The sequence below is a fragment of the Arthrobacter gyeryongensis genome, assembly GCF_039543785.1.
Taxonomy (GTDB): domain Bacteria; phylum Actinomycetota; class Actinomycetes; order Actinomycetales; family Micrococcaceae; genus Arthrobacter; species Arthrobacter gyeryongensis.
This window is the reverse complement of sequence record NZ_BAABKK010000030.1, coordinates 193736-211437: the sequence shown is the minus strand read 5'-3', so window position 1 is coordinate 211437 and position 17702 is coordinate 193736. Positions and strand designations below refer to the sequence as shown.

At 63.9% G+C, this 17702-nt stretch carries 15 protein-coding genes; 7 read left to right on the top strand and 8 right to left on the bottom strand.

The window, feature by feature from the left end; all coding sequences use genetic code 11:
* Positions 1-128: 128 nt before the first annotated feature.
* From ABEA18_RS19950 to ABEA18_RS19940, 3 genes are all read right to left on the bottom strand, one after another.
* Positions 129-1121, bottom strand: coding sequence for a hypothetical protein (locus tag ABEA18_RS19950; protein WP_345452064.1), 993 nt, complete (start codon positions 1119-1121; stop codon positions 129-131).
* Positions 1122-1544: 423 nt separating this feature from the next.
* A complete protein-coding gene (locus ABEA18_RS19945; protein ID WP_345452063.1) occupies positions 1545-4310 on the bottom strand; it encodes a response regulator in 2766 nt (921 codons plus the stop codon).
* Between the two features lie 139 nt (positions 4311-4449).
* Entirely contained in the window at positions 4450-5337 is an 888-nt protein-coding gene (locus ABEA18_RS19940; RefSeq protein WP_345452061.1) for a ribonuclease Z, read from the bottom strand.
* A 105-nt stretch (positions 5338-5442) separates the two neighbouring features.
* On the opposite strand from ABEA18_RS19940, the gene ABEA18_RS19935 reads away from it, so the two are divergent.
* Positions 5443-6417: a dienelactone hydrolase family protein gene (locus ABEA18_RS19935; RefSeq protein ID WP_345452059.1), complete on the top strand. Its 975-nt coding sequence runs from the start codon at positions 5443-5445 to the stop codon at positions 6415-6417.
* Between the two features lie 70 nt (positions 6418-6487).
* Here the strand turns inward: ABEA18_RS19935 and ABEA18_RS19930 are convergent, their stop codons facing one another.
* Positions 6488-8044, bottom strand: a complete 1557-nt coding sequence (locus tag ABEA18_RS19930) for a polysaccharide deacetylase family protein (protein WP_345452057.1) — start codon at positions 8042-8044, stop codon at positions 6488-6490.
* Between the two features lie 118 nt (positions 8045-8162).
* Positions 8163-9293 (bottom strand): PDDEXK nuclease domain-containing protein, encoded by a 1131-nt coding sequence (locus ABEA18_RS19925; RefSeq protein ID WP_345452055.1) that lies wholly within the window; start codon positions 9291-9293, stop codon positions 8163-8165.
* A 188-nt stretch (positions 9294-9481) separates the two neighbouring features.
* Between ABEA18_RS19925 and ABEA18_RS19920 the strand changes: the two genes are divergently transcribed.
* The 5 genes from ABEA18_RS19920 to ABEA18_RS19900 all read left to right on the top strand — a co-directional run bounded on the left by ABEA18_RS19920 (position 9482) and on the right by ABEA18_RS19900 (position 14228).
* On the top strand, positions 9482-9676 hold the full coding sequence (locus ABEA18_RS19920) for a DUF1918 domain-containing protein (protein WP_345452053.1): 195 nt from the start codon (positions 9482-9484) through the stop codon (positions 9674-9676).
* A gap of 67 nt (positions 9677-9743) precedes the next feature.
* Positions 9744-10232: a DedA family protein gene (locus ABEA18_RS19915; RefSeq protein WP_345452051.1), complete on the top strand. Its 489-nt coding sequence runs from the start codon at positions 9744-9746 to the stop codon at positions 10230-10232.
* Positions 10233-10264: 32 nt separating this feature from the next.
* On the top strand, positions 10265-11068 hold the full coding sequence (locus ABEA18_RS19910; protein WP_345452049.1) for a thioesterase family protein: 804 nt from the start codon (positions 10265-10267) through the stop codon (positions 11066-11068).
* Complete coding sequence (locus tag ABEA18_RS19905; RefSeq protein WP_345452047.1) at positions 11068-11844, top strand: lipoate--protein ligase family protein; 777 nt, start codon at positions 11068-11070, stop codon at positions 11842-11844. Before ABEA18_RS19910 ends, ABEA18_RS19905 begins: the two co-directional genes overlap by 1 nt.
* Positions 11845-11900: 56 nt before the next feature.
* Positions 11901-14228 carry an FdhF/YdeP family oxidoreductase gene (locus ABEA18_RS19900; RefSeq protein ID WP_345452045.1) on the top strand — a complete coding sequence of 776 codons (2328 nt, stop codon included), beginning with the start codon at positions 11901-11903 and terminating at the stop codon, positions 14226-14228.
* A gap of 56 nt (positions 14229-14284) precedes the next feature.
* On the opposite strand, the gene ABEA18_RS19895 is transcribed toward ABEA18_RS19900, so the two are convergent.
* The gene (locus tag ABEA18_RS19895) at positions 14285-14542 is read right to left on the bottom strand and encodes a mycoredoxin (RefSeq protein WP_236811230.1); all 258 of its coding nucleotides are present in this window, start codon (positions 14540-14542) and stop codon (positions 14285-14287) included.
* A gap of 124 nt (positions 14543-14666) precedes the next feature.
* Complete coding sequence (locus ABEA18_RS19890; RefSeq protein ID WP_345452043.1) at positions 14667-15056, bottom strand: hypothetical protein; 390 nt, start codon at positions 15054-15056, stop codon at positions 14667-14669.
* A 184-nt stretch (positions 15057-15240) separates the two neighbouring features.
* On the opposite strand from ABEA18_RS19890, the gene ABEA18_RS19885 reads away from it, so the two are divergent.
* On the top strand, positions 15241-16461 hold the full coding sequence (locus tag ABEA18_RS19885) for an MFS transporter (RefSeq protein ID WP_345452041.1): 1221 nt from the start codon (positions 15241-15243) through the stop codon (positions 16459-16461).
* Here ABEA18_RS19885 and ABEA18_RS19880 read toward each other — a convergent pair.
* The gene (locus tag ABEA18_RS19880) at positions 16451-17698 is read right to left on the bottom strand and encodes an APC family permease (protein WP_345452039.1); all 1248 of its coding nucleotides are present in this window, start codon (positions 17696-17698) and stop codon (positions 16451-16453) included. The genes ABEA18_RS19885 and ABEA18_RS19880 overlap by 11 nt on opposite strands.
* Positions 17699-17702 lie beyond the last annotated feature (4 nt).

Sequence of the window (17702 nt, the reverse complement as noted above, 5' to 3'; positions counted from 1 at the left end):
AGCGCCCCCAGACGTGTACGTCAATAATGAGCCTCGGGCAAACCCCGGGTCAACGCTCAATGCAAGGATTCTCAGGATAATGACAGGGAATTTTCCGTCTTTTCATAACTGATAGTGGTATACGCGCACTAGCCAGCAGAACCCGGCGACGAAACCTCGGCGCGGGGCGTCGTGGCGTAAACACTTGCGCTGACCTGGTAGGCGTGCCCGTCCAATTCCAGTGCCTGCCGATTGATCTCACTCAACGCAGAGTCTGCAAGCGCCTCCGCTTTGACGAGGTCCAACGACTCCTGGTCCACACCGCCAACCGCTGTCACTTTCACCAGCCCCGTGCCCGCTGAATAGAGCTTTTGCTGGTGGCCCACAGACGGTTCCAGCGGATTGTATTCATCAACAATCAACACGTCGTCGTAGCATGCGGTGGGGACGCATACCCGCTCGTGCTGCTTGAAGACAGTTCCGCAATCCAGGAAGCCCACGTCGGGTGCATGGGCCTGCACGTACCCTGGGGTGCCGGTCACCGGCTGATCCTGCATGGCGATCCCTGCCTGGGCCTTGGAAATGCCGCTGATGAAAGTGCGGGGGGCGCCGGTGAAAGTGCCGTTCTCGTACTCTTCCGGATACTCCCCGAAGAGCCAGACCGCGCCCTTCTCGGTCTGGGCAAAGAAGGCCAGCTCGGATTCCACGAGCTGTCCGTCGAAGTAGTCCCGGTCCCACATCACGAGGGTCTTCACGCCGTCTATTACCTTTGTCAGTCCGGTCACGGAGTGGACCACAGTGCGCTCCGAGGTGCCATCGGCACTCTTGACCGTGCCCTTCGTTGTGTACTGCATGCCGGGCTTCAGCGGAAACCACTTGTTGTCAATCCTGGGCGTCAACTGGAAGGCGGAGCGGTCATAGTGGATGGCGGACCCTGCCCCGCAGAACTCCGCGGCGTCCGACGTCACTGTCGCGGTCGCCGTCGACGAGGCAGATCCCGACGTCGGCCCTGTCGGCGTCCCGCTCGACGTGGCCGGGGAAGGCGTACCGCTTGGCCCGGAACACGACGCGACCGCGGACATTGCCAGAACCAGCACGAGTGCGGATCCGAACGCTGTTAGTCGTTTGCTTGGCTGGAACATCTCGGTGTCCTTTCACAACAGGCTGTTGAAAGGAGGGCCGGGACAGTGGGAGAGAGTCTTCATGCCGCACCGCCCACGGTCCAACATTTCTCAATTGTGCTCCGGCCGGCACGGAAAAAGAACAGACGGCGCACAAACCCGATGTGGCGAATGGGGTTCCCTTGGCCACCCCCGGGGGGGGCCGGCGGCGTCTGGGGTAGAGAGCCCCGAGCCCCGGGCTCCAGGGGCACTCCCGCCGTCGGCCCCGTCCAACGCCGGTCCCGGAGGGCCGGCTGGTCTGTTTCAAGCCGCGGATGTGTTCCTGTGTTAATTCAACATCTTTCCAGGCCCTGAAGCACGAGTGCCGCCTACTCGTTTTCCAAAGTACGCGCGGCCGCACACGTGGAGAGCCCTACGTAAGCAGGGCTTTCTCCGCGTCTACGGTCATTGCGTCCTAGATCCCTCCCGCTGGGGAACCCACCGGTTCAGGGCCGCGTCTAGGGCAGCCAGATCGACCGGCTTGCTGAGGTAATCATCCATGCCGGCTGCGAGGCAGCGCTCGCGGTCTTCGTCCTGGGCTCCGGCGGTCATGGCGATGATGGGCAAGCGCACGCTGCCGTTTTCCCTCGCTCGAATGCTCCTGGTGGCCTCGAAGCCGTCCATAACGGGCATGTGGCAATCCATGAGCACGGCCGCATAGGAGCGGGCGGCGATGGCGGAGACTGCCTCGGCGCCATCGGCAGCCACGTCGGCTTCGTAGCCCAGTTTCGCAACCATTTCACGGGCGACGAGCTGGTTCACCTCGTTGTCCTCCACTACAAGGATCCTTCCTTTGGAAGGCCTGGCCGGCCTCGGGGGCCGTTCACGTGCGAACGTTGGCCCGGTCCCTGGCTTGCCGGTTACCAGCCGGATCAGGCGGTCGTAGAGTTCGGAGCCGCGTACGGGTTTCGTGAGCCATTCCCGGATTCCCGCATCAGTCATATCGGTCGTGGATACCTGGGGCGCGGACGTCAGCATCATGAGCCGGAGGCCCCGAAGGCCGGGATCGCTCGAGAGCTCATAAGCAAGCTCAAGGCCGTCCATGTCCGGCATGCACATGTCGAGCATGGCAACGTCGAAGGGATCCCCCGCGGCGGCCGCCGCCCGTAACCGGTCGAGTGCCGTGCGCGCGTCGGCAACCGCGTCCGGCCGCAGCCCCCATGTGTTCAATTGCGATTCCAACACGAACCTGTTGGTGGCATTGTCGTCGACCACCAACACGCGCAGACCCGCCAGCAGGCTCGGGACCGGACGCTCCGGAATCGGCCCAGGTTCCGTAGTCAGCGGCAATCGGAGAGAGAACCAGAACGTGCTTCCCTCACCAGGGGTACTGGTCAAACCGATGTCCCCGCCCATCACTTCCGTCAGACGCCGGCAGATGGCCAGCCCCAGCCCGGTTCCACCGTACCGACGCGTGGTGGAGGCATCCGCTTGGGAGAACGAATCGAACAAGCGCAAATGATCCGCAGCGTCGATACCAATACCGGTATCGCTGACCTCGATTCGCACAAGCGCGGTTCTTGCGTCCTGGTCCTCGACGTTCACCCGGATGGCGACTTCACCGGACGCAGTGAACTTCACGGCGTTCGAAGCCAGGTTCAACAGGATCTGCCGGATCCGGCCGGCATCACCAGCCAGCTGTGCGGGAACATCGGGGTGGCAATACGCGATGAGTTCCAGGCCCTTGCCCTGAGCTGCTTCGGCCAGGAGCGAGGCGACTTCCTCCATCAGGTACTGCGGATCGAAGGAGGTGATGTCCAGGTCGATCTTCCCCGCTTCCAACTTCGAGAAATCCAGGATGTCGTTAATCAGGGTCAACAAAGCTCCGGCGGCAGTCTGAACCCCTTCGGCGTATTTGCGTTGTGTTTCATCCAGTGGCGTGTCCAACAAAAGCGTTGTCAGGCCTACGACTCCGTTCATGGGGGTACGGATTTCATGGCTCATCGTCGCGAGGAACTCGGACTTCAACCTGCTCGATTCCAGGGCCTCCTCCCGGGCGGCCAGCAGGTCAGCATCTGAGGCACGACGTGCGCTAATGTCCTGGCCGATGGTCGCAATCCCGATGACTCCGTGTTCGCCTCGGATCGGGGAGACCGTCAGGGACACGGGCACGATGGACCCATCCTTGCGCATCCGGTCTGTCTCGAAGCTGTGGGCCTGTCCGCCATTCTTGACGGCGGCCAGCACCTCGTCCTCGGCCTGGAGGTAGTCCGGAATGAGGAGCCGGACGTTCTGCCCGGTCGCTTCAGCGGCAGTGTATCCGTACAGCTTCTCCGCCCCGGGGTTCCAGCTGGTGATGAGGCCCGCGGGCGTCATACCGATGATCGCGTCAGCCGAAGACTCAACAATGGCGGCCAGGCCCTCCACTTGGGCGAGCGCCTCCCGCGCCTGGTCCTGTGCGCGCTGACGGGAAGTGACGTCACGGAAACTCCAGACCCGTCCCACGATCTCGTCCCCTACCTGTTGGGGCCGGGAATACCGTTCAAACGTCCGCCCGTCACGGAATTCCAACATGTCCAGGCTCTCCGCCCCCGGATCGGCGTACAGTTCCTGGACCTTGCCTATGAAGCCATCGGGATCCGTGAGCTGGTCGAGGACGAAAGCCAACAGCCGGCCGTCGTCGTGGGACTCCAGGAGATCCGCGGGGATGCCCCACAACTCGGCAAAGCGCTCGTTCGCCCCCGCGATAGTCCCGTCCGCCGCGACAACCAGAATGCCGTCGGCCGTGGACTCAAGGGTGGCACTGAGCAGGGAGAGGGCATCGCGGAGTTCGGCGTCAACGCGGACGCGGTCACTTACTTCCCGGATGGAGGCGACGAGTTGCATGCCCGGGGGCTCGCCTAGGGGAGCGAAGGTGACCTCAATCGGAAACTCTGTGCTGTCACGGTGGCGGCCGAACAGTTTCAGGTCAGTCCCGGCCCTGCGTACTCCAGGATCACGGGCAAAGAGATCCCGGATGGCGCCACCCTGGCCCTTGAACCGCGCCGGAAGCAGCATCTCATAGTGCTTGCCCAGCAGTTCGCTGCGTGAATAACCGAAGAGGTGCTCTGAATAGGCATTGCCGAACGTGATCTGACCGTCCGCGTCGATCACGAGCAAAGCATCCGGCACGGCCTCGACCAGGTCCCTGAAAGAGCCGACCTGATCCAGCGGCCGCATTTCGTTTGTCATTTCGGCCCCCAGAGCTGAATGGATGACAAGCCCGCCCACATCGGCGGAGCGTGGGTGTGCCGGTGTGGCCCTCCCCACGGACAGATTATCCGGGAACCTACCCGAAAGCATCACAAAATTGCCAGGTATTTCGAGTCCCCTACAACCACCGCTGCCGTTTCGGGAAGGGAACCCGGTCCAGGTCGTTCGCGGCCATGACGGCAGCCGCGCCCGACCTCGCCCCGGCTTGCTCCGCCAGCAATCCGACGTCGGGATAGCGCGACGAGAAATGGGTAAGGATGAGCATGCCCGCTTCGGCAGTTGCAGCCAACGCCCCCGCCTGCCCGGCCGTGAGGTGGCGGTACTGCGCAGCGAGGTCGTCGTCGTCGCTGAAAGTAGACTCAGCCACGAGAAGGTCAACGCCCTCGGCGAGTTCCTCAGCACCGTCACATGGCGCCGTGTCCATGACGAAGGCGAAGCTCTGTGCGGGCCTCGGCACGCTCACGTCTTCCAATCGCACGCCGCCCAGGCTCCCGTCCCGCTGCAGGAGGCTGATATCCGATCCGCTGATCCCCGCCGCCGCAAGCCGCTCCGGCAGGAGGCTGCGGCCCTCGGGCTCGACAACCCTGTAGCCGTAGGTCTCGATTCGATGAAGCAGCGGGCGCACCTCCACTCCTGCGGCGATAGGACCGGCACCACCGTGCGGATGAAGCCGAAGGTCGATGCCGGGGGACGCAACAGCCACTAGGGCACGGATCATGTCCTCGCCGGACGCGGGATAGTGCAAGTGGATTGGATGCTCCACCCGGTCCAGCGCCATGCGCGAAAGTACGCCCGGCAGCCCGAAGCAATGGTCGCCGTGGACATGGGTAATACAGATGCGCGTGATCTGGCTGGCCGAGACGCCGGCTTGGATCATCTGCCGCTGGGTGCCTTCTCCAGGATCGAAGAGCAGGCCCTCGCCATCCCAATGGAGCACGTATCCGTTGTGATTGCGGGTCCTGGTCGGGACCTGGGAGGCGGTGCCGAGAACCACGAATTCACGCATGGAACCGAGTGTCTCATTACTTGGCGCCTACACCCACCCTCCTGGGCACCCTTGCCCGGTGACGGTCTTCGGAGGAGGATATGCGCCACACCCAGGAGGCCTGCCATGATCCAGCTCGGGAAATTTGAAAAGTACCTGGTCGAGGAATTCTTCGACGACTACCGCTCGGGCGACATGTCGCAGCGGGCGTTCATTCGCCGGCTCGCATTTATCACCGGGAGCATGGCCGCCGCCTCCTCGACGATGCTGCAGCTCGGATGTACTCCGGATGAGGTCCCGCGAAGCACCGATCCCATGCCGAGCCCCGAGGCTTCATCCGCCCGACCCGCGGCGACGGCGACTGCCGGGCAGGTACCGGGGGCGAAGAGTCCACTTTCCGTACCTGAGGGAGCCTCTGGCCTTGTGACCGCTACCGTCCGGTTCCCCGCCGGCGGAACCGGCATCAGCGCGTACCTTGCCAGGCCTGAGGGGGCAGATGCGGGACCGGCCGTGCTCGTCTGCCATGAGAATCGCGGACTTACCCCGCACATCCAGGACGTGGCCCGCCGGTTTGCCAATGCCGGGTACGTTGCCTTGGCACCGGATCTCCTGAGTCGGGAGGGAGGCACACCGAGCGTGGATGCCGACGCCGTGCCCGGAGCGCTGACAAGGGCAGGGGCCGAGCGCCATGTTTCCGACTTTTCCGCGGCCTTCGATTACCTCCGGTCACTGGATTTCGTGGACGGGGAGCGGATCGCGATGAACGGCTATTGTTTTGGCGGCGGCATCACCTGGCAATCCGCGACCGAGATACACAGCCTGAAAGCCACAGCTGCCTTCTATGGCCCCGCGCCTGAGCTGGACAAGGTTCCATCAATTAAACCGGCCGTCTTTGGCGTCTATGCCGAACTCGACCAGCGCATCACCGGCGCAATGCCGGCACTTCGGGATGCGCTCGAAGCCAACGGCGTCCGCCACAAGCTCACTGTCTATCCCGGCGTCGACCATGCCTTCCACAACGACACCAGCCAGCGGTACAACGAAACCCAGGCGACCGCCGCCTGGCAAGACATGCTGGCCTGGTTTGGCGAGCACGTCTGAGTCCATGCCCTGTTGCTTCCCTAGTTCACTGCGTCAATTTGTTCACTGCGTCGTCAATTTGTTCACTGCTTCAATTTGCGATGATAGTGGCGCCACGGGTTGGCGACCACGTGATCAAGCCTCCTTGGTAATTCTGGGTTATGGAACCACCCGCTGAGGCGTACTCCTCGCTTGTCGGGTAGCCCAGGCGGCCGTTTTCCCAGCCTTGGGAGGCCCAGGCGGCGTCGATGGCTGCTCTGGTGATGTGTGCGCCGGTGGCCGGTGACCAGTGGATCTGTCCGCCTTGGAATGCTTGGTATGCGCCGCCGTTCTTGAGTCCGGTGATTTCATTCGTCATGGGGTAGCCCAGGTAGCCGTTTTCCCAGCCTTGGGAGGCCCAGGCAGCGTCGATGGCTGCTCTGGTGATATGTGCGCCGGTGGCCGGCGACCAGTGGAGCTGTCCGCCTTGGAATGCTTGGTATGCGCCGCCGTTCTTGAGTCCGGTGATTTCATTCGTCATGGGGTAGCCCAGGTAGCCGTTTTCCCAGCCTTGGGAGGCCCAGGCGGCGTCGATGGCTGCTCTGGTGATATGTGCGCCAGTGGCCGGCGACCAGTGGATCTGTCCGCCTTGGAATGCTTGGTATGCGCCGCCGTTCTTGAGTCCGGTGATCTCATCGGTGACAGGCAAGCCCAAGGGGCCGTTTTGCGCTCCCTGTGCTGTCCATGCGGCGCCGATGGCTCCGCCCGTGGTGTGCCCGCCCGCAGGTGGTGGTGGCGGTGGTGGCGGCGGCGTTGTCGACTGCCCCAAGGCCTGGGCGACGGTCCGGACCGATGTGGTTCCGTTGGCAGTCCGCGCAGCCAGCCAAGTGACGAATGTGTCAAAGAGCGTTGGGCTAATGGTCAGCGTGGGATCAGTTCCGACCGCGATGTGGTGGAAAGTCAACTCCAACCATCCGCCGGTGCTTTCGGCGTTGGTGACAAGGTCCTCCAGATTCTGGAGGGTCCATGTGCTGTCGACTTCGTCCGGGGCCTTGGTGACCAGGGGATTTGCCGGGGGAAGGGTCTCAGCAAACGGGCAGCTCGGGCAGCTGGCCGGCGAACGGATGTCGCCCAGCCCGCGTGCGCTGGCAAATCCACAGCTCTTTACATCAGCTTGGACGGACGCATTTTCGGCGGCAAAAGGATAGGCGAAGTTGTTCACCTGAAATCCCCAGCTTTCCAGCGTCGACTTGCCGTTGCAGATTTCAGCGCTTGCGGCTGCCGCGGTGAGCGTGGTGAGATCCGGGTGAGTAACCGTGTGGCCCCCGATCTCGTTGCCGTCGCCTGCAATGGTGTGCAGATCCGCCTGCGTGAGGTAACCCGGGGTGCCGATCCAACTAGTGGTAATGAAGAAGGTTCCCACCAGCCCGTGGGCTTTCAACACCTGTTCGGCGGCAAGCTGGTTGCCGTTGCCGTCGTCGAAGGTCAAACTCACGATGGTGGTGGCTGCTGCCCTCGCGGGAACGGCGACTCCGCTGAGGGCTCCCGCGGTGAGCAGCAGGGCACCCAAGACGGCGACGATCCGCTTGTACTTTTTCGGTTTGTTTATCCGACGAAACCCGGCCGCTCGTGGGCCTTGCTTCCCGAAACGCTGATCCAAGCTGCGCATGGCTCCTCCACGAGACGAGGGGCCCCCAGGCGGCGTATGAATGTAGGGTACGCCTTCAATCGCGCAGGGTGAACCCAAAAAACGGGCAGCGGCCGAATTCACAGCTTGCGTTCAGGTTCTATGGCAGGGCACGTCCCGCGCCCGCGACGTTTGCCGGTTCGTCAGCAAGTTCGGCCTCAAGGAGTTCGATGCTTGGCAGGCTTGAGGCGAGTACCTCTGGCAGCGATTCGATGATTTTGCTTTGCCACTCCGACACGCCGATGGGCAGGTTGATTCCCCGCAACGCGTACTTGGCCACCACGTTGTTCTTCTCCTTGCAGAGCAGGAGCCCGATGGTTGGCTTGTCATCGGGATGCGCCAGAAGATCGTCCACGGCTGACATGTACATGCCTAGCTGGCCGACAAATCCAGGCTCGAACTTCACTGCCTTGAGCTCGATCACAACATAGCAGCGGAGCTTCAAGTGATAGAAGAGGAGATCGGCGAAGAACTCATCGCCGTTGATTTCCAATCTGACCTGCTCGCCGACAAAGGCAAACCCTTGGCCCAGTTCCAGGAGGAACTTCTCCACATGCTGGACGAGCTGAAGCTCCAGCTCCCGCTCGTTGCGGCGGTCAGTCATGGCGACGAAGTCGAACACATACGGGTCCCTGGTGGCTTGTTGGGCAAGGTCCGAGTCCGCCGGCATCATGGTGGTTTTGAAATTGGTAATCGCTTGCCCGGAGCGCTCGTGGAGGCGCGTTTCGATCTGGTGGGCAAGAACGTTGCGCGACCATCCGTGTTCGACGGCGGCCGCTGCGTACCAGAGGCGGGTCGCGGCGTCGTCGAGCTTCTCAAGCAGCGCGATCTGGTGGTACCAGGGCAATGTTGCAAGCGGCGCTTGCAACATTGGGAACTCCGGCCAAGCCTGGGCGAAAGTCTTCATGTAGCGGAGGTTGCGTGGCGAGAATCCCTTCGAACCAGGAAACCGGGCCTGTACGTCCGCCGATAGGCGGGTGACGACTTTGGAACCCCAGCCTTGTTCTGATTCCCGCTCTGCCAGGTGCCGGCCGATGGACCAATAGGAGGCAAGCAAAGCCTTGTTCGCTGCTGAAATGGCCCGTGAACGTCCCGCGCCGACCTCCTTTGAGACGCTGGCAAGCAGCTCGGGGTACCAGTCCGGCATGGACGTGCGCGCGGGAGGAGCCGCGAACGACGCCGCTGCTGCCGCCGTCGTGGCCTGTTCCGGTTTCAGTTCTTGACTTGGCACTGGCTGCCCTCTTCTGTAGCGACGATGTACGGCGACGCAGTTTGTCAGCCATGTCGTCAAACGTAGGGGAGGGGACTGACACTTTAGGCGCTGCGACGTTGCCACTGCCCGGCCAATTGGATGGGCACCTGCGGCCTGTTCCCACGACGGCCCAACACTCGTAGTCTGAATGCTGGGAGGTGGTTCCTGTGGAAGCAGCCCAGGGAGATCGGATCATCATTCATGGCAGGACGGTCGGGGCGGCCGACCGGCACGGCGAGATCATCGAAGTCCGCGGTGCAAACGGTGCGCCGCCGTATTTCGTGCGTTTTGACGATGGCCACGAGACCATCCTGTATCCGGGTGGTGATTTCACGATCGATCGCGCAGTCGGGGGTTCGTGACCCGCGGACCGGCCGCCGCGTTCAGCTAAGGTAAGACTTAGCTGCGGAGACGACCGGGGAGGGACGCGTGGACCAGATCCTGGACCTGCCGTTTGAAGTGGCGCTTGCGGCACTCTTCGCCGTTGTGATGGTCCGGGTCAACGCGACGTACTGGATCGGCCGCAGCGCGGCGGCTGGACTCGAACGCACGCGTTTCGCACGCGCCCTGCATCGCCCCAAAGCCGGCAAAGCGCAGGCCTTGATTCAGCGCTTTGGCCCCTACGCCGTCGTGCTGACCTTCCTGACAATCGGACTCCAAACCGCCGTCAACCTGGCTGCCGGGGCTGCGAGAATGCCGCTCAGCCGGTATCTCCCTGCGGCAATAGTAGGCTCGGGGATCTGGGCGTTCGTCTACGCGACGATCGGCCTGGCGGCGATGGATGCCTGGCTCGCTGTCATGGCGGCCTCCCCTTTGGGTGCCGCTCTCCTGGCCCTCTCACTTGCCGGACTGGCAGTCTGGCTGGTCATCCGGCGTCGCCGTCGGACGGCTGTGGCGCCAGAAGATACAGTGGTCTGAGTTCCATTACCGGACCGGCGAAAGGGCAGGCGTTGAGTATTGAGCTTCCGGACCTTGCGGAAGGCAACTTCTACTACGAATCGCTCGGGAACGGGCGGTTCCGCTCAACCATCCACGCGCAGGGCGCATGGAATCCGCACGAGCAGCACATGGCGCCCGCATCGGGCATTATGGCTGATGCGCTGCTCCGCCATGAGCCCCGCGACGACGTCCGGATGGCCCGCCTCAGCTATGAAATCCTTGGATTGATCCCGGGGGGCGAATTCGAAATCACCACAGCCACGGTCCGCCCCGGCAGAACCATTGAACTGATCCAGGCGGAACTCTCGGCGGCAGGACGCGTGGCTATCCGGGCCACCGCCTGGCGTATGGCAACCAGCGACACGAGTGCCGTCGCCGCCATTGAAGACGTTGAAATGCCGGCCCCGGACGAATGCAAGCCGTGGGACGGTGCAAGCGTGTGGCCGGGCGGCTACATCCGGTCCTTGGAAATGCGGATAGCGGAAGGACACCGGGCAGGCTCGGGCAAAGTCTGGATCCGTACGGAGCATCCCCTCACCGATGCGGCGGACAGCTGCGATGTTGCGAGGCTCGTTGGACTCGTGGACACAGCCAACGGTATTGCCGCGCGCGTTTCGCCGGGCAAGAACAGCTACATCTTTCCCAACCTTGACCTGCAGATCCACATGTACCGTGAACCTGCGGGCGAATGGCTAGGCCTGGACAACATGGTCTCCTTCGGCAATGACGGCATCGGCCTGACGTCCACAGTGCTTCACGACATCAGCGGCCCCTTCGGCCGCGCGGAGCAGATCCTCACGTTGAGGAAGAGCTGATGGTTGAGGACCTCGCCCTGACACAGCGCACGCTCACGGTGGTGCGCCAGGAAGAGTCGCTCGGCGTCGCTGGTGACCTGGACTTCGGGATCGAGCTCCTCAACCGTGCCCGCAGGGGGCTTCTGGCGCCGACGCTGCGGTTGTACCGGCCCCGCCCGACCGTGGCGTTCGGGCAACGCGATGCCAAGCTGCCGGGATTCCAGGCCGCGTCCGAGGCTTGCCGGGACCTCGGTTTCGAACCGTTGATCCGCAAGGCCGGAGGCCGGGCAGCGGCCTACCACCGGGGAACCTTGGTGATCGACCACGTCGAGCCGCACGCCGACGCGATTGCCGGGGCGAAGGCCCGTTTCTCCTTCTTTGGCGAGCTCCTCGCGGGTGCGCTCCGCCGCGTCGGCGTTCACGCCGCCGTCGGGGAGATCCCCGGCGAGTACTGCCCGGGTGAGTTCAGCGTCCACGGCCTGGATCCGGATTTTCCAACACACCAGATCAAGCTGGTCGGCACCGCCCAGAGGGTGGTCTCCGGGGGATGGCTGTTCAGTTCGGTGATCGTCGTCGAGAACTCGGCACCCATCCGTGAAGTCCTCACTGCCAGCTATGGCGCCCTCGGACTGGAGTGGGATCCGGCCACGGCCGGGGCGGCCAATGACCTTTTGCCGCAGCTGGACGTACCCACAGTGGAGGACGCCGTCGTCGCGGCTTACGCAGAATACGCCGAACTCATCGACGGCGATTTCCAGAGCCTGCTCCCTGTGACGAGCACCAGCACGCCGTTGTAGACGAAAACCGCCAGGACTACGCTTGAGGCCACAACCAAGTGGACCGAGGTAGAACAATGGGCAAGAAACCATCCGTTGTCCACGATTCCGACGCGGACCTCACCGTCGGACCGCCGAAGCGATCCGCCGCGGGTTTGCCCAGCCTGGTGGACTCCTTACCCCATGCGTTGAGCCAAATGGGACCGTCCCGCACCTGGAAGTCCCTGCTGGCCATGAACCAGAAGGACGGCTTCGACTGCATGAGCTGCGCCTGGCCCGATCCTCCGGAGCGGAAGCTGGCCGAGTTCTGTGAGAACGGCGCGAAGGCCGTCGGGTGGGAGGCTGATCCGCTCAAGGTTCCGTCCGGTTTCTGGGACGAGAACGACGTCGATTCCCTCGCCGGGCGCTCGGAATACTGGCTGGGCCAGCAGGGCAGGCTCGTGGAGCCCGTCTACAAACCTGCCGGTTCGAGCCATTACAGTCCCATCAGTTGGGACAATGCGTTTCGGATCGTTGCCCGTGAACTTAATGCCCTGGAATCGCCCGACGAGGCCACCTTCTACACGAGCGGCCGGACGAGCAACGAAGCCGCGTTCGTCTACCAACTCTTCGTCCGGGCCTTCGGGACCAACAACCTGCCCGATTGCTCGAATATGTGCCATGAGTCCACGGGGCTGGCCCTCGGTGAGACAATCGGCGTGGGCAAGTCCGCCGTCAGCTACACGGACTTCGCCAAGGCTGATTTGATCATCATCATGGGCCAGAACCCGGGGACCTGCCATCCCCGGATGCTCACCGCCTTGGAAGAGGCAAAGCTCGCCGGTGCCAGCATTGTCGCGGTGAATCCTCTTCCGGAAGCCGGACTCATCAACTTCAAGAACCCACAGCGGCCCCGTGGGCTGGTGGGCAAAGGAACGGACCTGGCGGACCAGTTCCTGCAGATCCGCCTCGCAGGGGACATGGCGTTGCTTCAAGCCGTCTCCAAGCGGGTGCTGGACGCGGAGAAGGCAGCCCCCGGGGCAGTCCTGGACCATGCGTTCATTGAGGAGCACTGCCAAGGCCTCGAAGAGTTCCAAGCCCACATCGACAAGCTGGACGAGCAGGACGTCCTCGCCGCAACGGGCTTGAGGGCGGAGGAAATCGATGAGCTCGCCTCCCGCTACCTGCGCGCGGAGAAGGTCATCATCACCTGGGCCATGGGCCTGACCCAGCACAAAAAGGCCGTGGCGACCATCAAGGAGATCGTCAATCTGCTCCTGCTCCGCGGAAACATCGGCAAACCCGGCGCCGGCCCGTCGCCGATCCGAGGGCACAGCAACGTCCAGGGCGACCGCACCATGGGCATTTGGGAGAAGATGCCCGAGCCGTTCCTCAACGCCCTGCAGCAGGAATTCGGATTCGATCCGCCGCGGCACCCGGGCGTCGACTCCGTGGACAGCATCCGCGGCATGCGGGACGGCCGGATCAAGGTGCTCGTCGCACTCGGTGGAAACCTCGTGCATGCGATGTCGGACACCACGGCGGCCGAGGCAGCCGTCCGCAAGACCCGCTTGTCAGTCCAGATTTCCACGAAGCTCAACCGTTCCCACGCCGTGGTGGGGGAACAAGCGATGATCCTGCCGACGATGGGCCGAACGGAAATAGACCGCCAGGCGAGCGGCGAGCAGTTCGTCACCGTCGAAGACACCGTCTGCGCGGTACACCGTTCGGCGGGAAGGCTGGAGCCGATCTCCGACAAAGTCCTGTCTGAAGTGGCGATCGTGTGCCGCATGGCCGGGAAGGTACTCGGCGATAAAGTCCCCGTTGATTGGTGCGGTTTCGAGGCAAACTACGACTCAGTGCGCGAGCACATTTCCCATGTGGTGCCGGGCTTTGAGGACTTCAACCAGAAAGCCAGGAGCCGTGACGGTTTCGTCCTGCCCCATGGCCCCCGGGACGAGCGGAAGTTTCCCACCATCACGGGGAAGGCAATGTTCACGGTCAACCACCTTGAGACTATCCGGGTCCCGCAAGGGCGCCTGCTGCTCCAGACAGTGCGCTCCCACGATCAGTTCAACACGACCACGTACAGCATGAACGACCGCTACCGGGGCGTGAAGAAGGGCCGAATGGTGCTTTTTGCGCACCGCGACGACCTGGCTGAGCTGGGCCTTGCCGACGGCGGCTATGTGGACGTCCACAGCGAAGCCGACGACGGCGTGGACCGGGTCCTGCGCCAGTTGCGGTTGATCGCGTACCCCACAGCCCGCGGTTGCGTGACTGCGTATTACCCGGAAGCAAACGTCCTTGTACCGCTGGATTCGACCGCCGAAGGCAGCAATACTCCCGCGTCTAAATCCGTGGTGGTGCGCCTGGAACCGGCCGCACCACCGGGATTCAGTGTGAGCCGAACTGGCAGCAAATGACCCCTGCGTCGCTTTTTGGGGGTATCTGCTGCCAGCTCGCGCGAAGAAGGGGAAAATCAGGCGGCGAGGCGCGCTTCGACCTCGGCCGCGGAAGGGTTGGTGGCAGCAGTGCCGTCCGGGAAAAGGACCGTGGGGACGGTCTGGTTGCCGCCGTTCAGCTTCTCCACGAGTTCGGCGGTGCCCTCAACCTCTTCGATGTTGACCTCGTTGTAGCCGATGCCCTTGGCGTCCAGCTGCTTCTTCAGTCGGTTGCAATAACCGCACCAAGTGGTCGAGAACATAGTGATGGTGCCGGATTCGGGGGTGAAGTCCACGGATTCTCCTGCCGTCGTTGTTTTGAACTACTCGCATCAACGGTAACCCGGCAGGTGCTATTCCTTCGCGCGCATGTGTCACATGACACGCACGGGCGAATCGGGCATGGATGTGGCCGCCCGGCTAGAGCGACTCTTGGACGGCGACGCCGGACTGGAACTCGCGGCCGTCGGCTTCACTGAACGCCGTCATCACATGTCCCTTGCCAAGGCCGTTGATCGCCGAGAGAGGGAAATGCCCCGTAATAGTGTTCCCCGAGTGCTCAACGCCCTTGAGGTCGTAGTTCTCTTCGGCGCTTTGGTCGTGGTTAAAGGAGAAGAAGGCGATCGCCTCCCCGTTCATGAATTCGATGCCTAGTCTTCGTTGAGAGGAATAGTCCGGAGTCGCCGCGACCAGGCCTACGACATAGGCGCCGGAACCAGGGATGTTGCCCTCGATCTCGAACTTCGCCACGAGCGTGGCTTCCGTGGCGGTAACGCTGGCCTGCTTCAGAAGTGCCTCATGGATGCTCATGGCTCAATCCTGCTCTGTGCGACCTCCGCCGTCCACCCCTGATTCGGGTTTTGTCAGAGCCTCGCCGTCGGCCGGATCCGATCGGGCTTGCGGCCGGAATCCGCCCTGACCAGCCGGAAGACTTGCCGATACAGGTACCGGCAAGGCCTCCCTCGCGGCCCGGATGGCTTCTAGGGTTGAGGGCGTGGATAACCCGAATGTACGCGCGAAGCGTTTGCTCATCCCGTCCGCGGCGCTGTTGTGGGGGTTCCAGTTCGCGTTCCTCAACCCCGCGCTGGCACTCCTGCTGGTGGCGCTCTTCAACGCCACCCCGGCCGAGGTGGGATGGGTCCTCGCCGTCTACAATGCCAGCGGCTTCGTCGCTTCCCTTCTCGTTCCGGCCTATGCAGACCGAAAAAACGACTACTTGCGTCCCATGCTGGCCTGCGGCGTCCTGACCTTGGCGCTGTCCGCACTCCTGGCCGTGAGCACTTCGCTGCCGCTCGCCGTCGTGGGCTTGATCGTCCTGGGCGGCCCGGCGGGGGTCGGCAGCTCCCTGCTGTTCGCCCACCTCAGGCACTCAGGTGCCGGAGCGACGGATGTGGTGAACACACGCGCGATTGTCTCGTTCGCCTGGGTGGCCGGGCCGCCCCTCGCGACATTCATCATGGGCGCGCTGGGTAATCGGGCCATCCTGCTCGCCCTCGGTGCGGTCGCCGTCCTCAATGTCGGCACGACTGCTGCCATGATTTCCCGACGGCGCGCTGCCTCCGTCGAGGATCGTCCCAACGCCCATGCCGAAGAGGATGGGCACCCGTTCTCGAAATTCGGGGTCGCCGCGGTCGTCTTCGCCTTTGTCGCCTTGCAGGCCACCAACAGCGCCGCTGTGTCCATCATGGGCCTTTTCGTGACCCAGGGGCTCGGTGTGGATGTCATCTGGGCGGGCATCGCGCTTGGAGTGTCTGCAGCGCTTGAGATCCCGGCGCTCTTCCTGATCGGGCGGCTGGCGCTCCGCTACTCCGGCCGGGCGCTCATCGCCTCCGGATGCGTGGCCGGGATCGCCTACTACGCGGGCATGGCCTTTGTCTCCAACCCCGCCACCCTGATTGCGCTCCAGGTCCTGAATGCCTGGTTCTTCGGGATTGTGGCGGGCGTGGGGCTGACGTTGTTCCAGCGGCTGATTCCGCGTCCCGGCCTGGCTTCCGGGCTCTACACCAACACGCGGCGCGTCGGCGCTATCGTTTCGGGTCCCATCATCGCTTTGGGGTCGACGACGGCGCTCGGCTACCAGGGCATCTTCGCGGCTTGCGCCGCACTCACGGTCTTGGCGCTGCTAGTCATTGTCCTGGCCGGGCGGCCGTCGCGGCGAATGCCGCCGAAGGAACGTCCTGCTGCCCCTGCGCCAACCCATGACGCTATCGCTTGAGCCTCACGACGCGCAGGACGATGCCTGCCGCGAACATGAGGACGCCCAGGCCCGCCGATAGCGGCGGGAGCGTGCTCACGAGGACAACGCAGGCCAGGGCTCCGAACACCTGGAGCGCTTTGGGGTATCGGCGGTCTTCGGCCGGCTGGGTAAACGCCGCAATGTTGGCGACCAGGTAGTAGATGAGCACACCGAAAGAGGAGAAGCCGATCGCGCCGCGCAAGTCGGCGAACGCGACGATCACGCAGATCACGACGGCGAGGGTGACCTCGGCGCGGTGCGGGACACGGTACCGGGAGTGGACGGCGGCGAGCCAGTGCGGCAGGTCGTGGTGCCTGGCCATTGCCAGGGTGGTCCGGCCCAAGCCCGCGATGAGGGCCAACAGGGCACCGAGGGAGGCGACGGCGGCTCCCACGCGGACCGCCGGTACGGCCCAGGCGAAGGTCCCGGCTCCGACCGCGGCAGCGAGCGGCGTCGGGGTGGCAGCCACACGGTCCGGGCCGAGCACGGCAAGGAGAGTCACGGCGATGATGGCGTAGACGACGACGGCGATGCCCAAGGCGATCCCGATGGCACGCGGGATCGCGCGGCGGGGGTCCCGGACTTCCTCTCCCATCGTGGCGATCCTCGCGTAGCCGGCGAAGGCGAAGAACAGCAACCCTGCGGATTGGAGGATCCCGTACCCGCCGTGCGCAAGCAGTCCATCCCCGGGGATGTTGGCCAGGGACGGAGCTGAACCGCCCCAGCAGGCTGCCACGCCAATGGCGAGGGCCGCCAGTACTGCGAGAACCAGGATGCGGGTCAGGCCAGCTGTGCGGGTCACCCCGTGATAGTTCACGGCGGCGAGGACGACGACGGCGGCGATCGCCACGGGACGTTCCCACCCCGGAGGGGCCGCATACGCGGCGAAGGTCATGGCCATGGCCGCCGCGCTGGCGGTCTTGCCGATGACGAATCCCCAACCGGCCAGGTATCCGGCCCAGGGTCCCAGCCGTTCACGGCCGTAAATGTAGCTTCCGCCCGACGTGGGATATGCGGCGGCGAGCTGGGCGGAGGACGTCGCGTTGCAGAATGCCACAGCCGCCGCGATGACGAGCCCGATCAGTAGCCCTGATCCTGCGGCGGAAGCGGCCGGAGTGAAGGCGGCGAACACGCCGGCGCCGATCATCGAGCCCAATCCGATGACGACCGCGTCGAAGGTACCCAGCCGACGGGCCAGGGCCTGGGGGTTGCTCATGGGC